General features: G+C 70.2%; 18 protein-coding genes. 11 read left to right on the forward strand and 7 right to left on the reverse strand.

Annotated elements, in window-relative coordinates; all coding sequences use genetic code 11:
* Window positions 1–23: 23 nt before the first annotated feature.
* From Q5Y72_RS13965 to Q5Y72_RS13985, 5 genes are read right to left on the reverse strand one after another with little or no spacing between them, the layout of a single operon-like run.
* Window positions 24–842, reverse strand: a complete 819-nt coding sequence (locus Q5Y72_RS13965) for an ABC transporter ATP-binding protein (RefSeq protein WP_371930832.1) — start codon at window positions 840–842, stop codon at window positions 24–26.
* Between the two features lie 13 nt (window positions 843–855).
* A complete protein-coding gene (locus Q5Y72_RS13970; RefSeq protein ID WP_305964038.1) occupies window positions 856–1,854 on the reverse strand; it encodes an ABC transporter substrate-binding protein in 999 nt (332 codons plus the stop codon).
* The gene (locus Q5Y72_RS13975) at window positions 1,851–2,870 is read right to left on the reverse strand and encodes a lysylphosphatidylglycerol synthase transmembrane domain-containing protein (protein ID WP_305964039.1); all 1,020 of its coding nucleotides are present in this window, start codon (window positions 2,868–2,870) and stop codon (window positions 1,851–1,853) included. The genes Q5Y72_RS13970 and Q5Y72_RS13975 overlap by 4 nt, the downstream gene beginning before the upstream one ends.
* Window positions 2,867–4,423 (reverse strand): sulfatase-like hydrolase/transferase, encoded by a 1,557-nt coding sequence (locus tag Q5Y72_RS13980; RefSeq protein ID WP_305964040.1) that lies wholly within the window; start codon window positions 4,421–4,423, stop codon window positions 2,867–2,869. The genes Q5Y72_RS13975 and Q5Y72_RS13980 overlap by 4 nt, the downstream gene beginning before the upstream one ends.
* Window positions 4,420–5,181 (reverse strand): CDP-alcohol phosphatidyltransferase family protein, encoded by a 762-nt coding sequence (locus Q5Y72_RS13985; RefSeq protein ID WP_305964041.1) that lies wholly within the window; start codon window positions 5,179–5,181, stop codon window positions 4,420–4,422. The genes Q5Y72_RS13980 and Q5Y72_RS13985 overlap by 4 nt, the downstream gene beginning before the upstream one ends.
* A 111-nt stretch (window positions 5,182–5,292) precedes the next feature.
* On the opposite strand from Q5Y72_RS13985, the gene Q5Y72_RS13990 reads away from it, so the two are divergent.
* The gene (locus Q5Y72_RS13990) at window positions 5,293–5,844 is read left to right on the forward strand and encodes a cytochrome b (RefSeq protein WP_305964042.1); all 552 of its coding nucleotides are present in this window, start codon (window positions 5,293–5,295) and stop codon (window positions 5,842–5,844) included.
* A 152-nt stretch (window positions 5,845–5,996) separates the two neighbouring features.
* Here Q5Y72_RS13990 and Q5Y72_RS13995 read toward each other — a convergent pair whose 3' ends face one another.
* On the reverse strand, window positions 5,997–7,208 hold the full coding sequence (locus tag Q5Y72_RS13995) for an NADP-dependent isocitrate dehydrogenase (protein WP_305964043.1): 1,212 nt from the start codon (window positions 7,206–7,208) through the stop codon (window positions 5,997–5,999).
* Between the two features lie 223 nt (window positions 7,209–7,431).
* Between Q5Y72_RS13995 and Q5Y72_RS14000 the strand changes: the two genes are divergently transcribed.
* A complete protein-coding gene (locus tag Q5Y72_RS14000; RefSeq protein ID WP_305964044.1) occupies window positions 7,432–8,574 on the forward strand; it encodes a Hint domain-containing protein in 1,143 nt (380 codons plus the stop codon).
* Window positions 8,575–8,962: 388 nt separating this feature from the next.
* Complete coding sequence (locus tag Q5Y72_RS14005) at window positions 8,963–10,141, forward strand: T6SS phospholipase effector Tle1-like catalytic domain-containing protein (RefSeq protein ID WP_305964045.1); 1,179 nt, start codon at window positions 8,963–8,965, stop codon at window positions 10,139–10,141.
* Window positions 10,142–10,221: 80 nt separating this feature from the next.
* Here Q5Y72_RS14005 and Q5Y72_RS14010 read toward each other — a convergent pair whose 3' ends face one another.
* On the reverse strand, window positions 10,222–10,884 hold the full coding sequence (locus Q5Y72_RS14010; protein ID WP_305964046.1) for an alpha/beta hydrolase: 663 nt from the start codon (window positions 10,882–10,884) through the stop codon (window positions 10,222–10,224).
* A 164-nt stretch (window positions 10,885–11,048) separates the two neighbouring features.
* On the opposite strand from Q5Y72_RS14010, the gene iscR reads away from it, so the two are divergent.
* From iscR to Q5Y72_RS14050, 8 genes are all read left to right on the forward strand, one after another.
* Window positions 11,049–11,507 (forward strand): Fe-S cluster assembly transcriptional regulator IscR, encoded by a 459-nt coding sequence (iscR, locus tag Q5Y72_RS14015; protein WP_305964047.1) that lies wholly within the window; start codon window positions 11,049–11,051, stop codon window positions 11,505–11,507.
* Between the two features lie 338 nt (window positions 11,508–11,845).
* Complete coding sequence (locus tag Q5Y72_RS14020) at window positions 11,846–13,633, forward strand: Pycsar system effector family protein (RefSeq protein ID WP_305964048.1); 1,788 nt, start codon at window positions 11,846–11,848, stop codon at window positions 13,631–13,633.
* A gap of 72 nt (window positions 13,634–13,705) precedes the next feature.
* Window positions 13,706–14,374: a phosphoribosylformylglycinamidine synthase subunit PurQ gene (gene purQ, locus Q5Y72_RS14025; protein WP_305964049.1), complete on the forward strand. Its 669-nt coding sequence runs from the start codon at window positions 13,706–13,708 to the stop codon at window positions 14,372–14,374.
* A gap of 119 nt (window positions 14,375–14,493) precedes the next feature.
* On the forward strand, window positions 14,494–16,233 hold the full coding sequence (locus tag Q5Y72_RS14030; protein ID WP_305964050.1) for a sensor histidine kinase: 1,740 nt from the start codon (window positions 14,494–14,496) through the stop codon (window positions 16,231–16,233).
* 19 nt (window positions 16,234–16,252) lie between these two features.
* Window positions 16,253–17,578: a sigma-54-dependent transcriptional regulator gene (locus tag Q5Y72_RS14035; protein WP_305964051.1), complete on the forward strand. Its 1,326-nt coding sequence runs from the start codon at window positions 16,253–16,255 to the stop codon at window positions 17,576–17,578.
* Window positions 17,579–17,689: 111 nt separating this feature from the next.
* On the forward strand, window positions 17,690–18,892 hold the full coding sequence (metZ, locus tag Q5Y72_RS14040; protein ID WP_305964052.1) for an O-succinylhomoserine sulfhydrylase: 1,203 nt from the start codon (window positions 17,690–17,692) through the stop codon (window positions 18,890–18,892).
* Between the two features lie 118 nt (window positions 18,893–19,010).
* The gene (gene folE2, locus Q5Y72_RS14045; protein WP_305964053.1) at window positions 19,011–19,988 is read left to right on the forward strand and encodes a GTP cyclohydrolase FolE2; all 978 of its coding nucleotides are present in this window, start codon (window positions 19,011–19,013) and stop codon (window positions 19,986–19,988) included.
* A 132-nt stretch (window positions 19,989–20,120) separates the two neighbouring features.
* The gene (locus Q5Y72_RS14050; protein ID WP_305964054.1) at window positions 20,121–22,496 is read left to right on the forward strand and encodes an ATP-dependent helicase; all 2,376 of its coding nucleotides are present in this window, start codon (window positions 20,121–20,123) and stop codon (window positions 22,494–22,496) included.
* Window positions 22,497–22,500 lie beyond the last annotated feature (4 nt).

Here is a 22,500-nt window from a genome sequence, read left to right on the forward strand (position 1 = left end):
CCGCAGCAGGGGGGCAGGATGCGTCATTGCGCGGCCAGCGGCGTGTTCTCGGCGTCCGACAGCGCCAGCGCGGCGGTCACCTGCGCGGCGATGGCGCGGAACGCGGCGCTCTCGGGCAGCGCCGCCCCGCGCGGGCGCTGCAGCGGCACCGCGATGTCGGCCATGATCCGCGCCGGGCGGGGCGACAGGACCAGCACCCGGTCGGACAGCATCACCGCCTCGGGCACGGAATGGGTCACCAGCAGCGTGGTGGTGCCGCGCGGCTGCCACAGCGGCGGCAGGTCGCGGGCCAGCTGCTGCCGGGTCAGCTCGTCCACCGCGCCGAAGGGCTCGTCCAGCAGCAGGATCCGCGGCCGCGTGGCCAATGCGCGGGCGATCGCGGCGCGCTGGCGCATGCCGCCCGACAGCGCGGCGGGACGCGTGTCGGCAAAGCCGTCCAGCCCGACCAGCCCGATGAGGTCCTCGACCAGCACCGGATCGGCGGGTTGCCGCGCCAGCTTGCGCGCCAGCGCCACGTTTCCCCGCACGCTGAGCCAGGGCAGCAGCGAGGGGTCCTGGAAGGCCACCGCCAGCGCGCCCTGCCGCGCCTGCCCGGCGGGGGGCAGGCCGGCAATGCGGACCTCGCCCGCGCTGGGCTGTTCAAGCCCCGCGACCAGCCGCAGCAGGGTGGACTTGCCGCAGCCCGACGGCCCGACCAGGGCCGTTGTCTGGCCCTCTGCGAAGGTGACATCGATCGGCCGCAGCGCCTGCACGCCGCCGGGATAGGTCTTGGCAAGGCCGACGCAGGTGATCCGCGCGGGCGGGGCCGGATCGGGCGGGCCGGACACTGGCGGGCCGGACACTGGCGGGCCTGTCTCAGCCGCCATGAACGTCCTCGAGGATCGAGCGGTCCCACAGATCGGCGCTGACCGGCCGGTCAAGCAGGGCCAGCGTCTCGATATTGGCCTCGACGCTGTCATCCGACCACCAGCCGAAGCCCTTCGCGTCGGTCAGGTCGGAAAACATCAGCGGCACCTGACGTTCGGCCTGCATCGTCTGGGTCGGCAGGTCCAGCCCGGCATCGGGGAACATCCGCAGCGTCAGCGCGGCGGCGGCGGCGGTGTCGGCGCGATAGGCCTCCCAGCCGCGCACCTCGCCGCGCATCAGCGCGACCAGCTCGGCGCGGCGATTGGCCAGGCTGTCCTCGGTGGCGATATAGGTCTGGGAATGGACCGCATAGCCATGATCGGCCATCAGCATGGTCTGCGCCTCGATGCCGTTGATCGCCATGGCCACCGGCAGGTCGGTTTCCCAGCACAGCAGGCAATCGACCTCGCCGGCGATCAGCGGCTGGGCCGAATACTGCGTCGGCACGATCTCGATGGCGTCGATGTCGACGCCGTTCAGCGTGCACAGCGCCTGCAGCACCGGCCGGTTGGCCAGGGCCATGCCGATGCGCAGCCCGGCCAGGTCGGCGGGCGCGTTCACCGGCCGCGCCGGCAGCGAGGCGATGGCGAAGGGGTTCTTCTGCATGGCCACGCCGATGATGCGGAAGGGCGCGCCCTCTGCCACCGCCGCGGCCGTGTAATCGGCCGCCGAGACCCCGACCAGCGCCGTTCCCGAAACCACCGGCGGCTCGACCGGGGCGTTCGGGCCGCCCTGCAGCAGCGTCACCTCCAGCCCGGCCTCGCGCCACCAGCCGTTCTCGGCGGCCAGATAGCTGCCCGCGAACTGCACCGAATGCAGCCAGGACAATTGCAGGGCGACGGCGGCGGGCGTCTGCGCGCGGGCGGCGCGCAGGCCAAGCGCGGCGCCCGCCAGCCCGGCCGCGCCCGTGGCGATCAGGCCGCGCCGGGTCAGGGTGGCATGGGTCATCGGGTCATCTCCTTGATGAGACGGATTCGGGGACAGTCTGCGGGCGGGCCCGGCTCTTCAACCTCTTGCGGCTGCGATGCGTTCCCTGCGCCGCCGCCGTCGCGGCCGGGTGCGGGGCGGCGCAGCAGGACGACAAGGCCGGGCAGGCTGGCCAGCAGGAAGATCAGCCCGAAGGCGATGCTGGCCGCCAGCCCGGCGCCGGGGCTGAACCCGGCCATCGGGAACAAGGCGGCCGCGGCCCCCTCGCGCAGGCCCCAGCCGCTGATCGACAGCGGGATCAGCATCGCGAACAGGATCATCGGCAGCATCACCAGCGCGGCCAGCAGCGGCAGGGCGGTGCCGGTCGCGCGGGCCGCGAAGGCAAAGCCCGCGAGGTTGGCCGCGACGGTGCCAAGGCTCAGCAGGATCTGCCGGCCCAGCACCCCGCGCGCCAGCAACCCGGCCCGCAGCGCCTCGCGCAGCGATCCCGCCAGCCGCGCCAGCCGCCCGTCGCCGCCGCGCGGCAGGCCGACCAGCGCCGCGGCCAGCGCCACCGCGCCAAGGCAGGCCAGCAGCGCCTGCAGCAGCCAGCCGGGCAGCGGCGGCTGGCCCGACAGCGTCAGCGCCGCCGCGACCGCGCCCAGCAGCACCGCCAGCAGCACCGCGTTGCCCATCAGCCGCTCCAGCATCACGGCCTGACCGGCGCGCAGCATCCCGCCGCCGCTGGCATTGCGCAGCGCCCGGCCGACATCGCCGAGCATGCCGCCGGGCAGCGTCTGGTTGACCAGCTGCGCCAGGTAGTATTCGCCCAGCGCCCGGCGCCGCCCCAGCCCGATCCCCAGCCGTGCCGCCGTCAGTCGCCAGCGCAGCGCGGCCAGCACCGTCTGCAGGCTCAGCGCGGCCAGTGCCGCCAGCGCCCAGCCCGGATGCAGCCCGCGCAGCCGGGCCAGCGCCTCGCCGCCCGCCAGCGCCGTCCACAACAGCGCCAGCAGTGCGGCGGCCACGGCAAGGCGGGCCGGCAGCGCGGCGCGGCTCATGCCGGCGCCCCGTCATCGCCAAAGCCGCCCAGGATCAGGTCGCGCATCGCATCCATCGGCAGCGTCGCGCTGCCCGGCGCGGGGACCAGCCCCGGCGCAAAGCCCCATGCCGCCGCCCGGTCCACCAGCGCCGCCGGGCCGATCACATGCATCGCCACGTCGGGCCGGTCGTCCAGCGCGATCGTCGGCGCGGCCTGGTGATCGCCCAGCAGCAGGATCAGCGGCGCCTCGGGGCCCTGCCGGGCGGCGTAGTCCAGCGCCGCCTGCAGCGCATAGTCGATCGCGGCCCGATACTGGCGGCGCACCCGGTCGCGGTCCTGCCAGACGACGCGCGGCGGATCGCCTTCCGCGGCCATCGCGTCGAAGGCGCGCCCGTCGCCGATCGCCTCCCAGGGCAGCATCCGCGGCACAGGCGTCCAGGGCGCGTGCGACGAGATCAGCGCCACCTGCGCGAACAGCCGCCGCTCGTCCCGGCCCTCGCGCAGCAGCCGGTCGGTGGCGGCAAGGGTGAACTGGTCGGGCATGGTGACCCAGTTGAAGGGCTGGCCCCGATAGCCCAGATCGGCGGCGGCCAGCACCCTGTCAAAGCCCATCCGCGCGGCCTCGGGCCAGGGCCGGGTGATCGCCGGCATCACCGCCGCGGTGCGAAAGCCGGCCCGCCGCGCATGGTGGAACAGCGACTGCCGGCCGCTGGCCAGCAGCGCGCGATGGCGCGTCTGGTCGCTGATCCACAGCCCGTTGGCGAAGGTCGCGTGCGACAGCCAGCTTTGCCCGCCCTGCGTCGGCGCGGTCAGGAAGCCGCTGCGCATCGCCAGCCCGGCCTGCGCCAGACGCGCCTCGGCCCGGCGCAGGGTCGGCAGGTGGCTGGCCGCGTATGGGTCGGTGTCAAAGCTGGTCCGGCCATAGCTTTCCACGAAGATCACCAGAACGTCGCGGTCGATGGCCGACAGCAGCCCCGTGCGCCCCGCGAAGGGATCGCGTGCCGCCGTCTGCCGCAGGTCGCGCAACTCGGCCAGGGTGCGCTGGGCCAGGGCCAGCCGCGCGGCGGCATAGGCGGCGTTGTCGGCGCGGATCTGCTGGCCGGCCATCGCGGCCAGCATCGCGCCGCCCGCCAGCGCCGCCACCACGCGCTGGCCGCCCCGCCAGGGCCGCGCCGACCACGCCCCGGTCGCCCGCCAGATCAGCCACAGGATCGCCAGCGCGGCCAGCCCTGCGGCCAGCGCCGCGCCCAGCGCGGCCGGCCGGCCCAGGCTGCCCGCGATCAGCCGCAGCGCCGCGTCGATCAGCGGCAGGTCGGCGACCGGGTTGAAGGCCCTCCCGAGGCTCGACTGCATCGCCAGATCGGCCAGTTTCAGCATCGCCAGCCCGCCCAGCGCCAGCGTCGCGACGATCCGCCCGGCCCGCCCGGTCAGGCACAGCAGCGCCAGCAGCACCGGCAACTCGGCCGGCAGCCGCGCCAGCGCCGGCAGTGCCGCCCCCGGCCGGGCCGGCAGGGCCAGCACCAGATGCAGCGCCAGCGCCGCGGCGCCAAGGGCGACCAGCGCGCCCCTCACCGCCGTCCTGCCGCCAGCCACAGCACGTCCACCGCGAAGGACCAGGCCAGCGCCGCCGCCGCGCCCCGCGTCAGCCAGACCGCCGCCTCGACGGGCAGGCCGGGCAGCTGCAGAACCAGAAGCGCGGCCAGCTGGACCACGCAGATCGCCTTGCGCGACCGCCGCGGCGGCAGCGGCGCCCGCAGCCAGGGCCATGCCGCGCCGGCCGCGACGAAGCCATAGCGCATCACCCCCAGGGCCAGAACCTCGGCGCCGATGCCGCCGCCCGCCAGCGCGTGCAGCGACAGGATCAGCGCCAGCGCGGCATCGACCTCGACATCGAAGCGCGCCCCGAAATCCGAGGCAAGACCGCTGCGCCGCGCCAGCCAGCCATCGACCCCGTCCAGCGCCAGCGCCAGCCCGCCCAGCAGCGCGACCGGCAGGCCCGAGGCCGCGCCGCCCGCCAGCGGCGCCAGCAGCGCCGCGACCAGCGCCCCGCGCAGCAGCGTCACCAGATTGCCCGGCCCCAGCCGGTCATGCGGATAATGCCGCCGCATCAGCCGCGCCACGGCCGCCACCCCGGCCAGATACAGCGCCGCCGCGGCCGCCCAGCCCGCGGCCCCGCCCGGCAGCCCCGCTGCCCGGCAGGCCAGCATCAGCGCCAGCCCCGCCAGCGCCGCCCGCGCCAGCGGGGCGACGGGCGGCCCGCCGACGGCCCGTCGCGGTGGCGGGATGCCGGGGGTGGGGGCGATGCTGGGGGCGGGCCGGGTCGGACACATTCGGCCAAGCCTATGCCAAGCCCGCCCCGGGTCAAGCGCGACCTGTCGCCGCGCTTTGCAGATCGCCCGCGCCGGGTTACGCTGCCCGCGACGCCCTGCAAGGAGCCTGACATGCCCGACGACCCGCATGGCTACCGGACGCCCGCGCGGATGCTGCACTGGGGCATTGCCGCGGCGGTCCTGCTGATGATCCCGGCCGGGCTGGTGATGACGCGCGAGGGGCTGGACCGCGGGCTTCAGGACACGCTGTTCCTGTTCCACAAGAATACCGGCGTGCTGCTGCTGCCCTTCATCCTCGCCCGGCTGGCCTATCGGCTGCGCCACCCGCCGCCGCCGCTGCCGGCCTCGGTGCCCGGCTGGCAGCGGCGCATCGCCGGCCTCAGCCACGGGCTGCTGTATGTGCTGCTGATCGTCATGCCGCTCAGCGGCTTCGTGCGGGTGCGCGCCGGCGGCTTCCCGATCGAGCTGCTGGACGCGCTGGGCGCCGGCCCCTGGCTCGCCAAGTCCGAGACGCTGGCCGGGGCGGCCCAGTCGCTGCACGCCGCGGCGGGCTTTGCCCTGATTGCCCTGCTGGCGCTGCATCTGGGGGCCGCGGCCCAGCACGCGCTGATCCTGCGCGACGGGGTCTGGTCGCGGATCTGGCCGCCCCGCGCCCCGCGCTGAGATCCGCGCCCGCCGCCGCCGCCTCCGCCGCGGACCGCGAAGGACGGGGATCGCGAAGGACGGGGATCGCGAAGGACGGGGATCGCGAACGGAAAGGGGCCGGGGGCGCATCGCTGCGCCGCCCGGCCCCGATCCCTCTGCGCCGGCTGCGATCAGGCCAGTGACCGGTTCAGGTATTCATCGACCTTTTCCAGATAACCCATCGTGGTCAGCCATTTCTGGTCGGGGCCGACCAGCAGCGCCAGGTCCTTGGTCATGTGGCCGTCCTCGACCGCCTGCACCGTCACCTTCTCCAGCGTTTCGGCAAAGGTCATCAGCGCGGCGTTGTCGTCCAGCTTGGCGCGGTGCTTCAGTCCGCCGGTCCAGGCAAAGATCGACGCGATCGAGTTGGTCGAGGTCGCCTTGCCCTTCTGGTGTTCGCGGTAATGGCGCGTCACGGTGCCGTGCGCGGCCTCGGATTCCACGATCTTGCCGTCCGGCGTCATCAGCACCGAGGTCATCAGCCCGAGGCTACCGAAGCCCTGCGCGACGGTGTCGGACTGCACGTCGCCGTCATAGTTCTTGCAGGCCCAGACATAGCCGCCCGACCATTTCATCGCGCTGGCCACCATGTCGTCGATCAGGCGATGCTCGTAGGTGATGCCGGCGGCCTTGAAGCGGTCCTCGAACTCGTCCTCGTAGACCTTCTGGAACAGGTCCTTGAAGCGGCCGTCATAGGCCTTGAGGATGGTGTTCTTGGTCGACAGATAGACCGGCACGCCGCGCGACAGCCCGTAATTCATGCTGGCGCGGGCGAAATCCAGGATCGACTCGTCCAGGTTGTACATCGCCATCGCCACACCGGCGCCGGGCGACTGGAACACCTCGTGCTCGATCGTCTCGCCGTCATCGCCGACGAACTTGATGGTCAGCCTGCCCTTGCCCGGAAAGCGGAAATCGGTGGCGCGATACTGGTCGCCGAAGGCGTGGCGGCCGACGATGATCGGCTGGGTCCAGCCCGGCACCAGCCGCGGCACGTTCTTGCAGATGATCGGCTCGCGGAAGATCACGCCGCCAAGGATGTTGCGGATCGTGCCGTTCGGGCTGCGCCACATCTTCTTCAGGCCGAACTCCTCGACGCGGGCCTCGTCGGGGGTGATGGTGGCGCATTTCACGCCGACGCCGTGCTGCTTGATCGCCTCGGCGGCATCCACGGTGATCTGGTCGTCGGTGCGGTCGCGCTCCTCGATGCCGAGATCGTAGTATTTCAGATCGATGTCCAGATAGGGCAGGATCAGCTTCTGCTTGATGAAGTCCCAGATGATCCGGGTCATCTCGTCGCCGTCGAGTTCGACGACGGGATTCGCTACCTTGATCTTCGACATGGATGGTCCCCTTGTTGGCGTCAGGCTGTGCCGCCTCATAGCCGCAAACGGGCGGATTGAAAAGACGGTATGCGATTGTATGCCAAGTTTTTCGCCCGCCCCGCCCGGCCCGTGCGCGCCTCGGCTGCCGACAGGTTGAAGCAGAATTTAGGCGAAATTCTCTCGCGACGACGATGGCGGTGCGCTAAGGCTTGGGGGCATTATGGCCCGCGAGGTTTGTTTCATGCCGACCTATCGAATGATCTATCTCGGCAATTTCGCCGATATCGACCCCAACGAGTCCTCGACCAACGCCGAAGCGGCGACCGGCATCTTCGCGGGGCGCAGCATCGGCGGGTCCACCGACCCGCTGCACGGCCGCGTCCTCGACGTGACGATGAACGACAGCAATGGCGACGGCCAGATCTATCACGACAACTACAGCGGCAGCCAGGAACGCATCAGCTATCAACTGGGCGATCCCCCGGTCAGCTACAGCCGCGAGATCGACGGCGCCTTCCTCGCCTCGGGCACGCAGGTCGTGCGCCTGCTGCCCGACGGCCGGACCGACACCGTCACCACCACGATCCGGGTCTTCCAGGACACCGCCGGCAACACCTTCATGATCCCGCCGCCCGTCACAGGCGGCGAGCCCGGCGAGGTGCAGGCCGTCACCACCTATCCGATCGTCGGCATCCGCCTTCCCGCGGCGCGCAATTTCACCACCCAGCTGGGCATCGCCAGCGCCGACCGCTACAACCTTCAGGGCTTCGTGCCCTGCTTTGCCGCCGGCACGCTGATCCGCACCCCCGATGGCGAGGCGCGGGTCGAGGATCTGGCCGTCGGCGATCCGGTCTGGACCCGCGACCACGGGATCCAGCCGATCCGCTGGCGCGGCCTGCGCCGGCTGGATGCGGCGGAACTGGCCGCCAATCCGCGCCTCAGGCCGGTGCGCATCCGGGCCGGCGCGCTGGGCCCGAACCGGCCGGCGCAGGACCTGACCGTATCGCCGCAGCATCGCGTGCTGATCCGGTCGCAGATCGCGCAGCGGATGTTCAGCGCGCCCGAACTGCTGGTCGCCGCCTGCCAGCTGACCGAGGTGCCGGGGATCGAGATCGTCGCCGATGCGCCGGGCGTGACCTATGTCCACCTGCTGTTCGACCGCCACGAGGTGCTGATGTCGAACGGCGCCGAAACCGAATCGCTGTTCCCCGGCCCGCAGGCCCTGCTGGCGCTGGGCCCGGCGGCCGAGGAAATCCTGACGCTGTTTCCCGAACTGCGCGACGACGCCACCGGCTTTCCCGCCGCGCGGCCCTTTGCCAGCGGTCGCCGCGCCCGGCAACTGGCCGGCCGCCACGCCGCGAAGTCCCGGGCGCTGACCTGTTAGGCCGCCCATCCCTGCGGCCATCCCTGCGGCCGGGCTTGCGGCAGGGCCGGCAGCAGGGCGGGCGCCGCGACGCGGCGCATCGCGGGCCGGCCACAAGGGGGGGGCGGGCTGACGCGGCTCGCCCCTCACCCCCCCCGGCACGGTGATCGGGTACGGTGATCGGGCACGGTGATCGGGCAAAGTGGCGGGGCACGGTGATTGGGCGCGGCGGTGGGGCGCGCTGCGGCGCGGCCGCATCGGGGCACGTCCCGGAACCCCCGACACAAGGCGCGCTGGTCCCTGCCCGTGGCGCGGCGTCGGAAAATGCGCCCCGCAGCGCAAGGAATATTCAAGAACGCGCCAATTCAATATATAATCCGGCTGGTGAAGTTTTACCTGGTGACCTGCCGTGAAACGCATTTCCATATTCTGTGACGGCACCTGGAGCCATGCCGACCAGCGCAACACGACCAATGTCGCGCTGCTCAACGGCCGGGTCCTCGACCACGACGCCGACGGCGTCAGCCAGGTGCAGCGGTATTTTCCCGGCGTCGGCGTGGTGCGGGGCCGCGGCCCGATTTTCGGGCTGGCCGAGAAACTGGCCGGAGGTGCCATGGGCATCGGCCTCGACGACCGCATCCTCGAGGCCTATGGGGCATTGTCGCAGCTCTACGAGCCGGGCGACCAGGTGATGGTGTTCGGCTTCTCGCGCGGGGCCTATACCGCGCGGTCGCTGATCGGGCTGATCCGCAATGCCGGGCTGCCGCCGCGCGTCACCCCGGCGCTGGCGCGCGCCTGCATGGCGCTGTACCGCGATACCGGCCCCGCAACCGCACCCGATGCGCCTGCCAGCCTCGACTTCCGGCTGCGGCATTCGCCCGGCATCACCACCAGCCGCGCCGAGATCGCCTTCCGCGCGGACCGCACCCCCGACGCGGTGCCGTTCCGCATCACCTATCTGGGCTGCTGGGAGACGGTCGGCTCGCTGGGCGTTCCGGCGAACCTGCCGACCGCCTCGCTGCTCAACCGCCGCTACCGCTTTCACGACACCGCGCTGAGCAGCATGGTCATGTCGGCCCGCCACGCGGTCGCGCTGGACGAACGCCGCCGCACATATGCCCCCGCCCTGTGGAGCAATCTCGCCCGGCTGCGGCGCGAGAACCCCGAGGGCAGCTATCTGCAGGAATGGTTCCCGGGCGTGCATGGCGCCGTCGGCGGGGGCGGCGACATCGCCGCGATCTCGACGATCACGCTGATGTGGATCGCCGAGGGGGCGCAGCGCGCGGGGCTGGCGCTGGACCGGCTGGCGCTGCGCCAGCTGCGCGGCAAGGCCGACCTGCTGGGTCCGCTGCCCAACCGCTCGGCCCGGCCCTCGCCGCTGTGGCGGCTGCTGCCCCAGCGCGACCGCGCCGGCCCGGACAGCCTCGAGGATCTGGCCCATCCCGCGATCGCCCGCTGCCGCGCCGCCCGTTTTCCCCGGGACTGGACCGGCAGGCCCTACCGGCCCGGCCCGCTGCGCGCGCTGGAACGCCATATCCTGCGCGCCGATGCCGCGGCCCTGGGCGACTATACCGGGCCTTTCGCCTGACGCCGGGCCCCGAACCCGCGAACCGCCGAACCTGCGGACCCGCGGACCCCCGAACCATCCGGCCGGCGGGCGATGCGCGATCAGCGGCTGCTTTCGGTCAGCCGCCGCCGCACATAGGACTGCACCAGCGCGATCATCGGCTGCATATGCGCCTCCTCGTCGCGGAAGAAGTGGTCGGCGCCCTCGATTTCCTCATGGGTGACGGTGATGCCCTTCTGCTCGCGCAGCTTGCCGACCAGCGTATGCGTGTCCTTGGGGGGCGCCACCCGGTCGGCGGTGCCGTTCACGATCAGGCCCGAGCTGGGGCAGGGCGCGAGAAAGCTGAAATCATACATGTTGGCCGGCGGCGCCACGCTGATGAAGCCGGTGATCTCGGGCCGCCGCATCAGCAGCTGCATCCCGATCCAGGCGCCAAAGCTGAAGCCCGCGACCCAGCAATGCTTGCTGTCGGGGTTCATCGCCTGCAGATAGTCCAGCGCCGAGGCGGCATCGGACAATTCGCCGATCCCCTGGTCGAACTCGCCCTGGCTGCGCCCCACGCCCCGGAAGTTGAAGCGCATGACCGTGAAGCCAAGCTTGTGGAAGGCATAATGCAGGTTGTAGACGACCCGGTTGTTCATCGTGCCGCCATATTGCGGATGCGGGTGCAGGACGATGGCGATGGGCGCGTCGGGCTTGCCGGGCTGGGGGTGATAGCGGCCTTCAAGACGGCCTTCGGGACCCGGAAAAATAAGCTCTGGCATCGTCGTCCTTCACAGCTTGGTGGTTCCTTGACGCCTTCGCGTCAGGCTTCTAGACGGTTCATCTGGGAAGCCGGCGCCGATTGCGCAAGAAACGGGCTTGGGCGGCATAGCGCAGCCGCGCGCCGCCCGTCAATGCGGCGCCCGCCAATTGAGGGGGTCGCGTCATGAAACTGTCCACCAAGGGCCGCTATGCGATCATCGCGCTGACCGACCTGGCCATCGCCAAGGGCGACGAGCTGACCTCGCTGGCCGAGATCTCGCGCCGGCAGGACATCTCTCTGCCCTATCTGGAACAGCTGTTCGTGCGCCTGCGCCGTGCCGGCCTCGTGGCCTCGGTGCGCGGCCCCGGTGGCGGCTACCGCCTTGCCCGCGCGCCCGAGACGATCCGCATCGCCGAGATCCTCGAGGCGGTGGACGAGACCGTCAGCGCCATGCATGTCGGCGCGGGCGCCTCGGGCGGGGTGTCGGGATCGCGGGCGCAGACGCTGTCGAACCGGCTGTGGGAAAGCCTGTCGGCGCATGTCTACGTGTTCCTGCACAACCACACCCTGCATGACGTGGCGCGCAACCAGCTGCTGCCCTGTCCGGCCCTGCCGCAGATCCTCAGCGTCGTGGACGACTGACCGGCCCCTCGGCGCCGCCGGCAGGGATTGACCGTTTGCCAACGCTGCGTGCGTTGTCGGTGTACAGGCTGTGCACCCGCTGTGCCGCGCCGGTGCCTCGCCGGTGCACCCGCCGTGCCCTTCAGGATCAGGGGCTTGCGGCCCGTTCCTCGCGCGGTGCAACAGCCCCCCCCGCCCAGCCGTTGCCACCCGTTGCCATCCGTCGCGCAACGCTGCACCCGGTCGGCACCGCGGCGGGAATTTTCCCGGCTGCCGTCCGTCGGCAGGCATATGTCACTTTTGTGACGCAGCCGGTCGCCGCGGTTCCCGGGCGTGTGAACGAGGATGGAGACTGTCCCATGGCCAAGAAGAAATCACGCTCCGACGCAGCCGCCGAGGCAAGGACCGATCGCGCGTCGGACGACGCCGCAGGCACCGGGGCGATGCCGGACGCGACCCCGGAACAGGCGCACGCGGCGTCGGCCGACGCCGCGTCCGACGCGCCCTCCGAGGATCCGGGCGCGCCGCAGGAGGGCGACCCGCCCCGGCCCGCGCCCCCCGAGCCCGAACCCGAACCCGCCCCCGCCGCCGAGAAGAAGATGGGCACGTCGAAGGCGGTCGAGACCATGTTCAAGAATGCCTACCGGGCCGAGCTCGACACCATCGCCCTGGCCGCGACCAAGGCCAACATCATGATTTCGCTGAACGGTTTCATCATCTCGGCGCTGATGATCTCGGGCGCGTTCATCTTTGCCTCCTCGCCGGCCTTCCTGCTGCCGGCCGGGGTGTTCCTGATCACCGCCGCCAGTTCCATCGTCTTCGCGCTGCTGTCGGCCTCGCCCGAACGGGCCGATCTGCTGCGCAGCGTGGCGGGCTGGGCGCGGGCGGTGGCGGGGCGCCGGGCCCGGCTGCGCGACCTGCGCGCCCATGTCCTGCAGGCGCGCCAGGCGACGCCCTCGGACCGGGTGAACATCCTGATCTACGAGGATCGCGTGCGCCTGACCCGCGAGGATTACTGGCAGAAGATGCAGGACCTGATCGGAAACCGCGAACAGGTCTATTACAGCATGAGCGACCAGCTCTATTGGCTGGGCGCGATGGCCGACCGCAAGTTCCGGCTGCTGAACCTCTCCTACACGGTGTTCCGCTGGGGCCTGCTGGTGTCGCTGGTCAGCTTTCTCGCTCTGAAATCGGTGCTGGGCATCCTCGCCACCCGGTCCGGGACCGCCGATCTGCGGCTGCGCAACCTCGGCATCGGCGCGTTCGAGCAGATCTACGAGCCCTCGGCCGTCCAGCAACTGCCCGACGGCCGCCTGCTGGTCGTCGAGGACGAGGCGACCCGCGCGATGAGCGTGCTGACCATCGGCGCGGACGGGGCGCTGGCCGAGGACAAGGCCACCGGCACCCGGCTGATGCGCGGGATGGGGCGCAAGATGTCCGATCTCGAGGGGCTGTCGCTGGACGATGCCGGCAATGTCTATGCGGTGACCTCGCATTCGCTGACGAACGAGGGCGAGCGCAAGGCAGATCGCGAACAATTGCTGCGTTTTCAGGTCTCGGGCGCGTCGATCGGCGCGATCCGCAGCGTCGGCGGCCTGCGCGACGCGATGGCCGGCGATGCCGGACTGCGCGCCGCCATCGAGGCGCGGGCCGGGCAGGCGCCGGACTTTTCGGACCTGAACATCGAGGGGCTGGCCTATCACGTCCCGACCGGGCGGCTGTATCTGGGCCTGCGCGACCCGCGCGCGGGCGAGGCGTCGCTGATCGTGGTGATCGACAATCCCGACCGCATGTTCGAGACCGGCGAGGCGCCGCGCTTTGGTGATCCGGTGCTGCTGGACCTGCGTGGCGGCGGCATCCGCGCGCTCAGCTATGATCCGGTGCTGGGCAGCTTCCTGATCGTCAACGAGATCGAGGGCTACGAGAACAACCGCTATTCGCAACTGTGGTCCTGGAGCGGCAATCCCGACCACGCGCCCGAGCCGGTCGCGCTGCCCGACATCATCAACCTCAACAACGTCGAGTCGATCGATTCGATCATGGTGCAGGGCGTGCCGCACATCCTGCTGATGAGCGACGAGGGCAGCGAGAAGAAGAACGAGCCGGCGCGCTACATGATGCTGGACTATGGCCAGTTGAAGGACTGAGGCGGCGCCGCCTCTTTCCGGGCTGCGCATCATGCGCTAAGGGGACGGCAACCCCCAGCCGGAGCACGCGCCATGAAAGCCGCCGTCATCACCTTTCCCGGATCGAACTGCGACCGCGATCTGGCGGTCGCGCTGCAGCAGGCCGGGGCCGAGGTCAGCCGCGTCTGGCACAAGGACGAGGCGCTGCCCGCCGGCACCGATCTGGTCGCCGTGCCGGGCGGGTTCTCCTATGGCGACTACCTGCGCTGCGGAGCCATCGCCGCGCATTCGCCGATCGCCGCCGCGCTGCGTGCCCACGCGGCGGCCGGCGGCCATGTGCTGGGCATCTGCAACGGCTTTCAGGTGCTGACCGAGCTGGGCCTGCTGCCCGGCGCGCTGATGCGCAACCGGGGCCTGACCTTCCTGTGCCGCCCCGCCGTGCTGGAGGTGGCCACGACCGACAGCGCCTTCACCGCGGGCTATGCGACGGGCCAGCGGATCACCGTGCCGGTCGCCCATCACGACGGCAACTACCAGATCGGGGCCGAGGGGCTGGCGGAACTGCGCGATCAGGACCGCATCGCCTTCACCTATGCCCCCGCCATCAACGGCTCGGTCGGCGACATCGCCGGCGTGCTGTCGGCGAATCGCCGCGTGCTGGGCATGATGCCGCATCCCGAACGGGCAGCCGATCCGGTGCTGGGCGGGCAGGACGGGGCGGCGCTGTTTTCCGCCCTTGTCGGTGCGCTGGCGAACGCCTGACTTGAGCGGGCGCGATTCTGCGCCTAGATTGCGTCAGTTAGCGATTTCGTCGGAATGACGCGGTGATCGAGGATCGGGAAGGCAGCGACGGCACGTCCGATCGGGCGGAAGGCGGCGGGATGCAGCCGACGAATCCGTGGTGGCTGCGCTCGGCCGTGGTGCTGATCTTCCTGACTGCGCTGGCCTCGATCTGGGTGACGAACAGCTGGCTGACCGAACGCTTTGCCGAGAACACCCGCGTCGGCGCCGATCTGCGGCTGGCGCTGTATACCGGCAACCTGCGGTCGGAACTGGATCGCAACGAGGTGGTGCCGCTGCTGCTGGCGCGCGACCCGGCCCTGATCGGGGCGCTGAACAGCAACGACTATTCGACCACCTCGGCCCGGCTGATCGCCGCGCAGAAGGAAATCGGCGCCGCCTCGATCCGGCTGCTGGATGCCTCGGGTCGCACGGTCGGCTCGACCGACCGCTACCAGATCGGCACCAACAACGTCGCCTCGCCCTATTACGTCGAGGCGCTGCGGTCGCGCGACACGGTGTTCACCGCCTCGACCACCGACACGGGGGCCTATGAATTCAACCACTCCCGGGCGATCATCGCCGATGGCAAGACCCTCGGCGTGATCGTGGTGGGCGCCGACCTGACCCAGCTGGAGCGGTCCTGGTCAGGCATCGCGGATGCGGTCGTGGTGACCGACAGCGAGGGCGCGATCATCCTGTCGACCGAGCCGCGCTGGCGGGGCCTGACGCTGGAACAGGCGCTCGAGGTGCGCTCGGCGCCGTCCGCGATCCAGCGCGCCTTCCAGGTGACCGCCGACTGGACCTCGCCGCCCGCGGACGCCTATCTGCGCGGCCGCGCGGTGATGCAGAACGAGGCGCGGATCGCCTTTCGCGGCTGGAAGATGATCAGCTTCACCACCTACACCTCGACCCGCGAGCGGGTGAACGCGGTCCTCGCGCTGGAGATCATGGGCTTTGCGATGCTGCTGGCCGCGACCTTCTGGCTGCTGTCGCGGCGGGCGCGGATGCAATCGGTCGCCTACATGCGCGAATCAGCCGATCTGCGCGCCCTGAACGCGCGGCTGACGCGCGAGATCGCCGAACGCGAGCGGGTGCAGAAGGAACTGCGCGTGGCCGAGCAGACCGTGCAGCAATCGTCGAAGCTGGCCGCCCTCGGCGAGATGTCGGCCGGCGTCAGCCACGAACTGAACCAGCCGCTGGCGGCGATGAAGACCTATCTGGCCGGGGCGCGGCTGCTGCTGCAACGGGGCCGCCCCGAGGAGGCGCTGTCGAGTTTCCAGCGCATCGACGACCTGATCGAGCGGATGGGCGCGATCACGAGGCAGCTGAAATCCTATGCCCGCAAGGGCGGCGAGGCGGTTGAACCCGTCGATCTGCGGGCCGCCGTCAGCAGCGCCCTGACCATGATGGAGCCGCAGCTGCGATCGCGCACGATCCGGGTGACGCGCAACGTCCCGCGCGGCCGGGTGATGGTCATGGCCGACCGCATCCGGCTGGAACAGGTCATCATCAACCTGCTGCGAAACGCCGTCGATGCGGTCCGCGACCGCCGCGACGCCCGCATCGAGATCACCGTCGAGGCCGGCGCTCACGCCTATGTGTCCGTTCGCGACAACGGCCCGGGTGTCTCTGACCTCGAAAAGCTGTTTGAACCCTTCTGGACCACCAAGAAGCCCGGTGAGGGCACCGGGCTGGGGCTGGCGATCTCGTCCACCATCGTGGCCGATTTCGGGGGCCGCCTGACCGCCCGCAACGACAGCGAGGGCGGCGCGGTCTTCCAGGTCGAATTGCCGCTGCACCGTCCCGAACAGCCGCGCGCGCCGCTGGCCGCCGAATGATGACGAGAGAGGAAAGCCGATGTCCCGCAAACTGAAGATCGCGATCGTCGACGATGAACCGGACATGCGGGAATCGATCAGCCAGTGGCTGGTGCTGTCCGGCTTCGAGACCGAGACCTATGCCAGCGCCGAGGACGCGCTGAAGGTGATCGGCGCCGACTGGCCGGGGGTCGTGGTGTCCGACATCCGCATGCCCGGCATGGACGGCATCGCCTTCCTCAAGCGCCTGATGGGGCTGGATTCGGGGCTGCCGGTGATCCTGATCACCGGGCATGGCGACGTGCCGATGGCGGTCGAGGCGATGCGCCTCGGCGCGATGGACTTCATGGAAAAGCCCTTCAATCCCGACCGCATGACCGCGCTGGCCAAGAAGGCCACGCAGGCGCGGCGCATGACGCTGGACAACCGGGCGTTGCGCCGCGATCTCAGCGAGGGTCAGCAGGTCATGTCCAAGCTGATCGGCGCCAGCCCGGTGATGGACCGGCTGCGCGAGGACATCCTGGATCTGGGGCAGGCCGACGGCCATGTGCTGATCGACGGCGAGACCGGCACCGGCAAGACGCTGGTGGCCCATGCGCTGCATGCCGTCGGGCCGCGGGCCTCGAAGAAGTTCGTGCCGATCTCCTGCGCGGCCTACAACGACGAGGCGCTGTCGGCGCGGCTGTTCGGGCCGATCGAGGACGGCCTGCCGGCGGTCGAGGAGGCGCGCGGCGGCACCCTGTGCCTCGAGGATATCGAGGCACTGTCCGAACCGCTTCAGGCGCGCCTTCTGGCCTTCATCAGCGATCAGGGCACGCCCGCCGAAACCCGCATCATCGCCATTTCGAATGCCCGCGGCGAGGGCCGCAAGGCCGAGGACTCGCTGCGCCCCGACCTTTTCTACCGGTTGTCGGCGCTGAAGATCACCCTGCCGCCGCTGCGGGCGCGGGGCGAGGACATCCTGGCGCTGTTCACCCGCATGACCGAGCAGTTCAGCGAGGAATACGGCTGCGAGCCGCCCCAGGTCAGCGCGCAGGAGGCCGCGCAGCTGCTGCAGGCGCCCTGGCCGGGCAATATCCGCCAGCTGATCAACGTCGCCGAACGCGCGGTGCTGCAGAACCGGCGCGGATCGGGCAGCATCGCCTCGTTGCTGATGGCCGATGGAGACGACAACCAGCAGGCGACGACGACCGAGGGCAAGCCGCTGAAGGAATATGTCGAAAGCTTCGAGAAGATGCTGATCGACAACACCATGCGCCGCCACAAGGGCAGCATCGCCGGCGTCATGGACGAGTTGTGCCTGCCGCGCCGGACGCTGAACGAGAAGATGGCGAAATACGGGCTGTCGCGCGGCGATTACCTCTAGACCGCAGCCGGCGCCGCGGCAGGTCGCGCGGTGTCCGGCCGGATACCGGGCGCCCTTGCGTCACGGGCGCGCCGGCGCTAACTGCGGCCTGAACGTCGAAAGGCACGCCCCATGACCGACCGCCCTGCCAAAGGCACCGACCGCGCCCTGCATCCGCGCACCAAGGCCGTCCACCACGGCACCCGCCGCAGCCAGTATGGCGAGATGGCCGAGGCGATCTTCCTGACCCAGGGCTTCGTCTACGACAACGCGGCGCAGGCCGAGGCGCGCTTTGTCGAGACCGGCCCGGACGAGTTCATCTATGCCCGCTATGGCAACCCGACCAGCCGCATGTTCGAGGATCGCATCGCGGCACTGGAAGGCACCGAGGACGCCTTTGCCACGGCCAGCGGCATGGCCGCCGTCAACGGCGCGATGTTTTCCATGTGCGGGCCGGGCGATCACGTCGTCGCGGCGCGGGCGCTGTTCGGATCCTGCCTCTATGTGCTGGAACTGCTGGCGAAATTCGGGGTCGAGGTCAGCTTCGTCGATGGCACCGATCTGGACCAGTGGCAGGCGGCGATCCGGCCGGGGACCAAGGCCGTGTTCTTCGAATCCGTGTCGAACCCCGGGCTCGAGGTGATCGACATGCGCGCGGTGGCCGACTTGGCCCATGCGGCGGGCGCGGTGGTGGTGGCCGACAACGTCTTTGCCACCCCGGTGTTTTCGCGGGCCGTGGAGCTGGGGGCCGATATCGTCGTCTACTCCGCGACCAAGCATATCGATGGCGGCGGCCGGGCGCTGGCCGGGGTGATCTGCGGCAGCCGCGACTATATCCGCGGCACGGTCGAGCCGTATCTGAAGCACACGGGTGGCGCGATCAGCCCGTTCCACAGCTGGATCATGCTGAACGGGCTGGCGACGATGGACCTGCGGGTGCGCGCCCAGGCCGACAGCGCGCTGGCGATCGCCCGCGCCCTGCAGGGCCACCCGGCGCTGCGGCGGGTGATCTATCCGGGCCTGCCCGACCATCCCCAGCATGATCTGGCCATGGCGCAGATGGGCGGATCGGGCGGCACGATGATCGCGGTTGAGGTCGCGGGCGGCAAGGACGCCGCCTTTGCGGCGCTGGACCGGCTGCGGATCATCAAGATCTCGAACAACCTGGGCGATGCGAAGTCGATCGTGACCCATCCCGCCACCACCACCCATCAGCGCCTGCCCGAGGCGGCCAAGGCGCATCTGGGCATCACGCCGGGCCTGCTGCGGCTGTCGGTCGGGCTGGAGGATGCGGGCGATCTGGTGGCCGATCTGACCCGGGCGCTGGAGGGCTGAGGCGTGCGATGGTGCGCCGGCGGGACGCAATCGCCGGCGATCTGGTCGCAGGGGGTTCAGAAATCGCGCGGGACCGCCCATATTGCGGGATGACATCCCGCGGAGAGAGGATCACCGCATGAGCGAAGCCCGTCCGATGGTCCCGGCCTATCCGGCACTGATCCGCGATTATGACGCCTCGTTTCGCGCCGACGACGCCTATCGCGCCGGGCTGCCGGACCTGCAGAACGGCCCGGCCAGCCTGATCGTCGGCGCGCGGGCGCCGATCCAGCATGTCGGCATCTCGAATTTCCGGCTGCCGATCCGCTATCAGACGCGGCCCGATGCCGACCATCCGGGGGCCGAGCTGACGCTGGAAACCAGCGTGACGGGCACGGTCAGCCTGGAGGCCGATCGCAAGGGCATCAACATGAGCCGGATCATGCGGTCCTTCTATGCCCATTCCGACCACCTGTTCAGCCTGAAGGTGCTGGAGGCAGCGCTGGATGACTACAAGACCGATCTGGACGCCTTCGATGCGCGCATCCAGATGCGCTTCTCCTATCCGATCCGGGTCGACTCGCTGCGCTCGGGGCTGTCGGGCTGGCAGTATTACGACATCGCCCAGGAGGTGGTCGAGCATCGCGGCCAGCGGCTGCGGATCGTGCATTTCGACTATGTCTATTCCTCGACCTGTCCCTGTTCGCTGGAACTGTCGGAACATGCCCGCGAGACCCGCGCACGGCTGGCCACGCCGCATTCGCAGCGGTCGGTCGCGCGGATCTCGGCGGTGATGAAGGGGCCCGAGAAGATCTGGTTCGAGGACCTGGTCGAGCTGTGCCGCCGCGCCGTGCCCACCGAGACCCAGGTGATGGTCAAGCGCGAGGACGAGCAGGCCTTTGCCGAGCTGAACGCCTCGAACCCGATCTTCGTCGAGGATGCGGTGCGTGCCTTCGCGCAGGAATTGCTGGCCGACAGCCGGATCGGGGATTTCCGGGTCGTGGCCAGCCATCAGGAATCGCTGCATTCGCATGACGCGGTCAGCCTGCTGGTCGAGGGGCCGACCTTTGCCCAGTCTTCGCTGGACCCGATGACTTTCGCCGGGCTGCGGGCCTGAGATCTGCGTCCCGCGGACGCCGGGGGGCTTCGCGCCCCCCGGACCCCCCGCGGGATATTTGCGCCAAGGCAAATTACGAACGGACCATGACCAAGGCTTTCCCCGGCGCGGTCGCGGGCCTATGGTGGGCGGATGCAGCTTCTGGACGATTCCGATGATTTCGAGGGGGTGCCGCTGTCCCGGCGGGCGATGGCCGCGCGCCCCGCGCCCTACCTGGACGGGCTGAACCCGGCACAAAGGGCCGCGGTCGAGGCCCTGGACGGGCCGGTGCTGATGCTGGCGGGGGCGGGCACCGGCAAGACCCGCGCGCTGACGACGCGGATTGCGCATCTGCTGATGCTGGGCAAGGCGCGGCCCGGCCAGATCCTGGCAGTGACCTTCACCAACAAGGCGGCCCGCGAGATGAAGCTGCGGATTGCGCGGCTGCTGGGCGAGACGGTCGAGGGGATGCCCTGGCTGGGCACCTTCCATTCGATCAGCGTGAAGATCCTGCGCCGCCATGCCGAGTTGATCGGCCATGATGCGTTCCATCTGAAGCCCTCGTTCATCATCTTGGACACCGACGACCAGATCCGGCTGATGAAGCAGTTGATCCTCGCCGAGAACCTGGACGAGAAACGCTGGCCCGCGCGGCAGCTGGCGCATCTGATCGACGGCTGGAAGAACCGCTGCCTGTCGCCCGGCAACCTTCCGCGCGGCGAGGCGGCCGCCTTCGATGGCTGGGGAGGGCGGCTGTATGCGGCCTATCAGGACAGGCTGCTGACTCTGAACGCCGTCGATTTCGGCGATCTGCTGATGCATTGCGTGCTGCTGTTCCAGGCCCATCCGGATGTCCTGCGGCAGTGGCAGGAACGGTTCCGCTACATCCTTGTGGACGAGTATCAGGATACCAACGTCGCACAATACATGTGGCTGCGGCTGCTGGCGCAGGGGCATCGCAACATCTGCTGCGTGGGCGACGACGACCAGTCGATCTACGGCTGGCGCGGCGCGGAGGTGGGCAACATCCTGCGCTTCGAGAAGGATTTTCCCGGCGCGCAGGTGATTCGCCTGGAACAGAACTACCGGTCGACACCGCAGATCCTGGCGGCGGCGTCGGGATTGATCGCGGCCAATCAGGGGCGGCTGGGCAAGACGCTGTGGACCGAGGCCGAGCCGGGCGAGCGGGTGCGGCTGATCGGGCATTGGGACAGCGAGGCCGAGGCGCGCTGGATTGGCGACGAGATCGAGGCGTTTCAGGGCGGGCATCGCGCGGCGCTGGGCCCGGTGGGGCTGGACCAGATCGCCATCCTGGTGCGCGCCAGCCACCAGATGCGGGCCTTCGAGGATCGCTTCATGACCATCGGGCTGCCCTATCGGGTGATCGGCGGGCCGCGCTTCTACGAGCGTGCCGAGATCCGCGATGCGATGGCCTATTTCCGGCTGGTGGTCAGCCCCGCCGACGACCTGGCCTTCGAGCGGATCGTGAACACGCCCAAGAGGGGCATCGGCGACAAGGCCTTGCAGACCCTTCAGGGGCTGGCCCGGCAGCATGGGGTCGGCCTGCTGGAGGCGGCACGGATCGCGGTCGAAGAGCGGCAGCTGGGCGGGCGGTCGCTGGCCAACCTGCGCGACTTCGTGGCGGGCATCGGCCGCTGGCACGCCGATGCCCTCGACAGCCGGGCCAGCCATGTGGAACTTGCCGAGAGAATCCTGGACGATTCGGGCTATACCGCGATGTGGCAGGCCGAAAAGTCGCCCGATGCGCCCGGTCGCCTCGAGAACCTGAAGGAGCTGGTGAAGGCGCTGGAGGAATTCGACAATCTTCAGGGCTTTCTGGAACATGTCGCGCTGGTCATGGACCGTGACGACAGCGAGGCCGCCGAGCAGGTCAGCATCATGACCCTGCACGGCGCGAAGGGGCTGGAGTTTCCGGTGGTCTTCCTGCCGGGATGGGAGGACGGGCTGTTCCCAAACCAGCGCGCCATGGACGAAAGCGGCACCAAGGGGCTGGAGGAGGAACGCCGGCTGGCCTATGTCGGCATCACCCGCGCCGAGCGGCTGGCGACCATCAGCTTTGCCGGCAACCGCAGGCTTTACGGGCAGTGGCAAAGCAGCATGCCGTCGCGCTTCATTGACGAGTTGCCGGCCGAGCATGTCGAGGTGCTGACCCCGCCGGGCCTCTATGGCGGAGGCTATGGCGCGGCGATGGCCTTTGCGGGCGCCAATGCGGGCACCGAGATGCATGACCGGGCGGCCAGGGCCGATGTCTACAATTCGCCGGGCTGGAAGCGCATGCAGGCCCGCGCGACCGAGCGGAAATCGCCGGTCCACCGGACGCCGGTGACGATCGACGCCGAACCGGCGGCGCGGTTCAACGTCGGTGATCGCGTGAACCACGCAAAGTTCGGCGAGGGGCAGATCATGGGCATCGCCGAGGACACGCTGACGGTGCAGTTCGACTCGGCCGGCTTCAAGACGGTCAAGGCGGGCTATGTCCATCCGGCCGCCGATGACGTGCCGTTCTGACCCC

This window comes from Paracoccus spongiarum (assembly GCF_030732095.1).
Taxonomy (GTDB): domain Bacteria; phylum Pseudomonadota; class Alphaproteobacteria; order Rhodobacterales; family Rhodobacteraceae; genus Paracoccus; species Paracoccus spongiarum.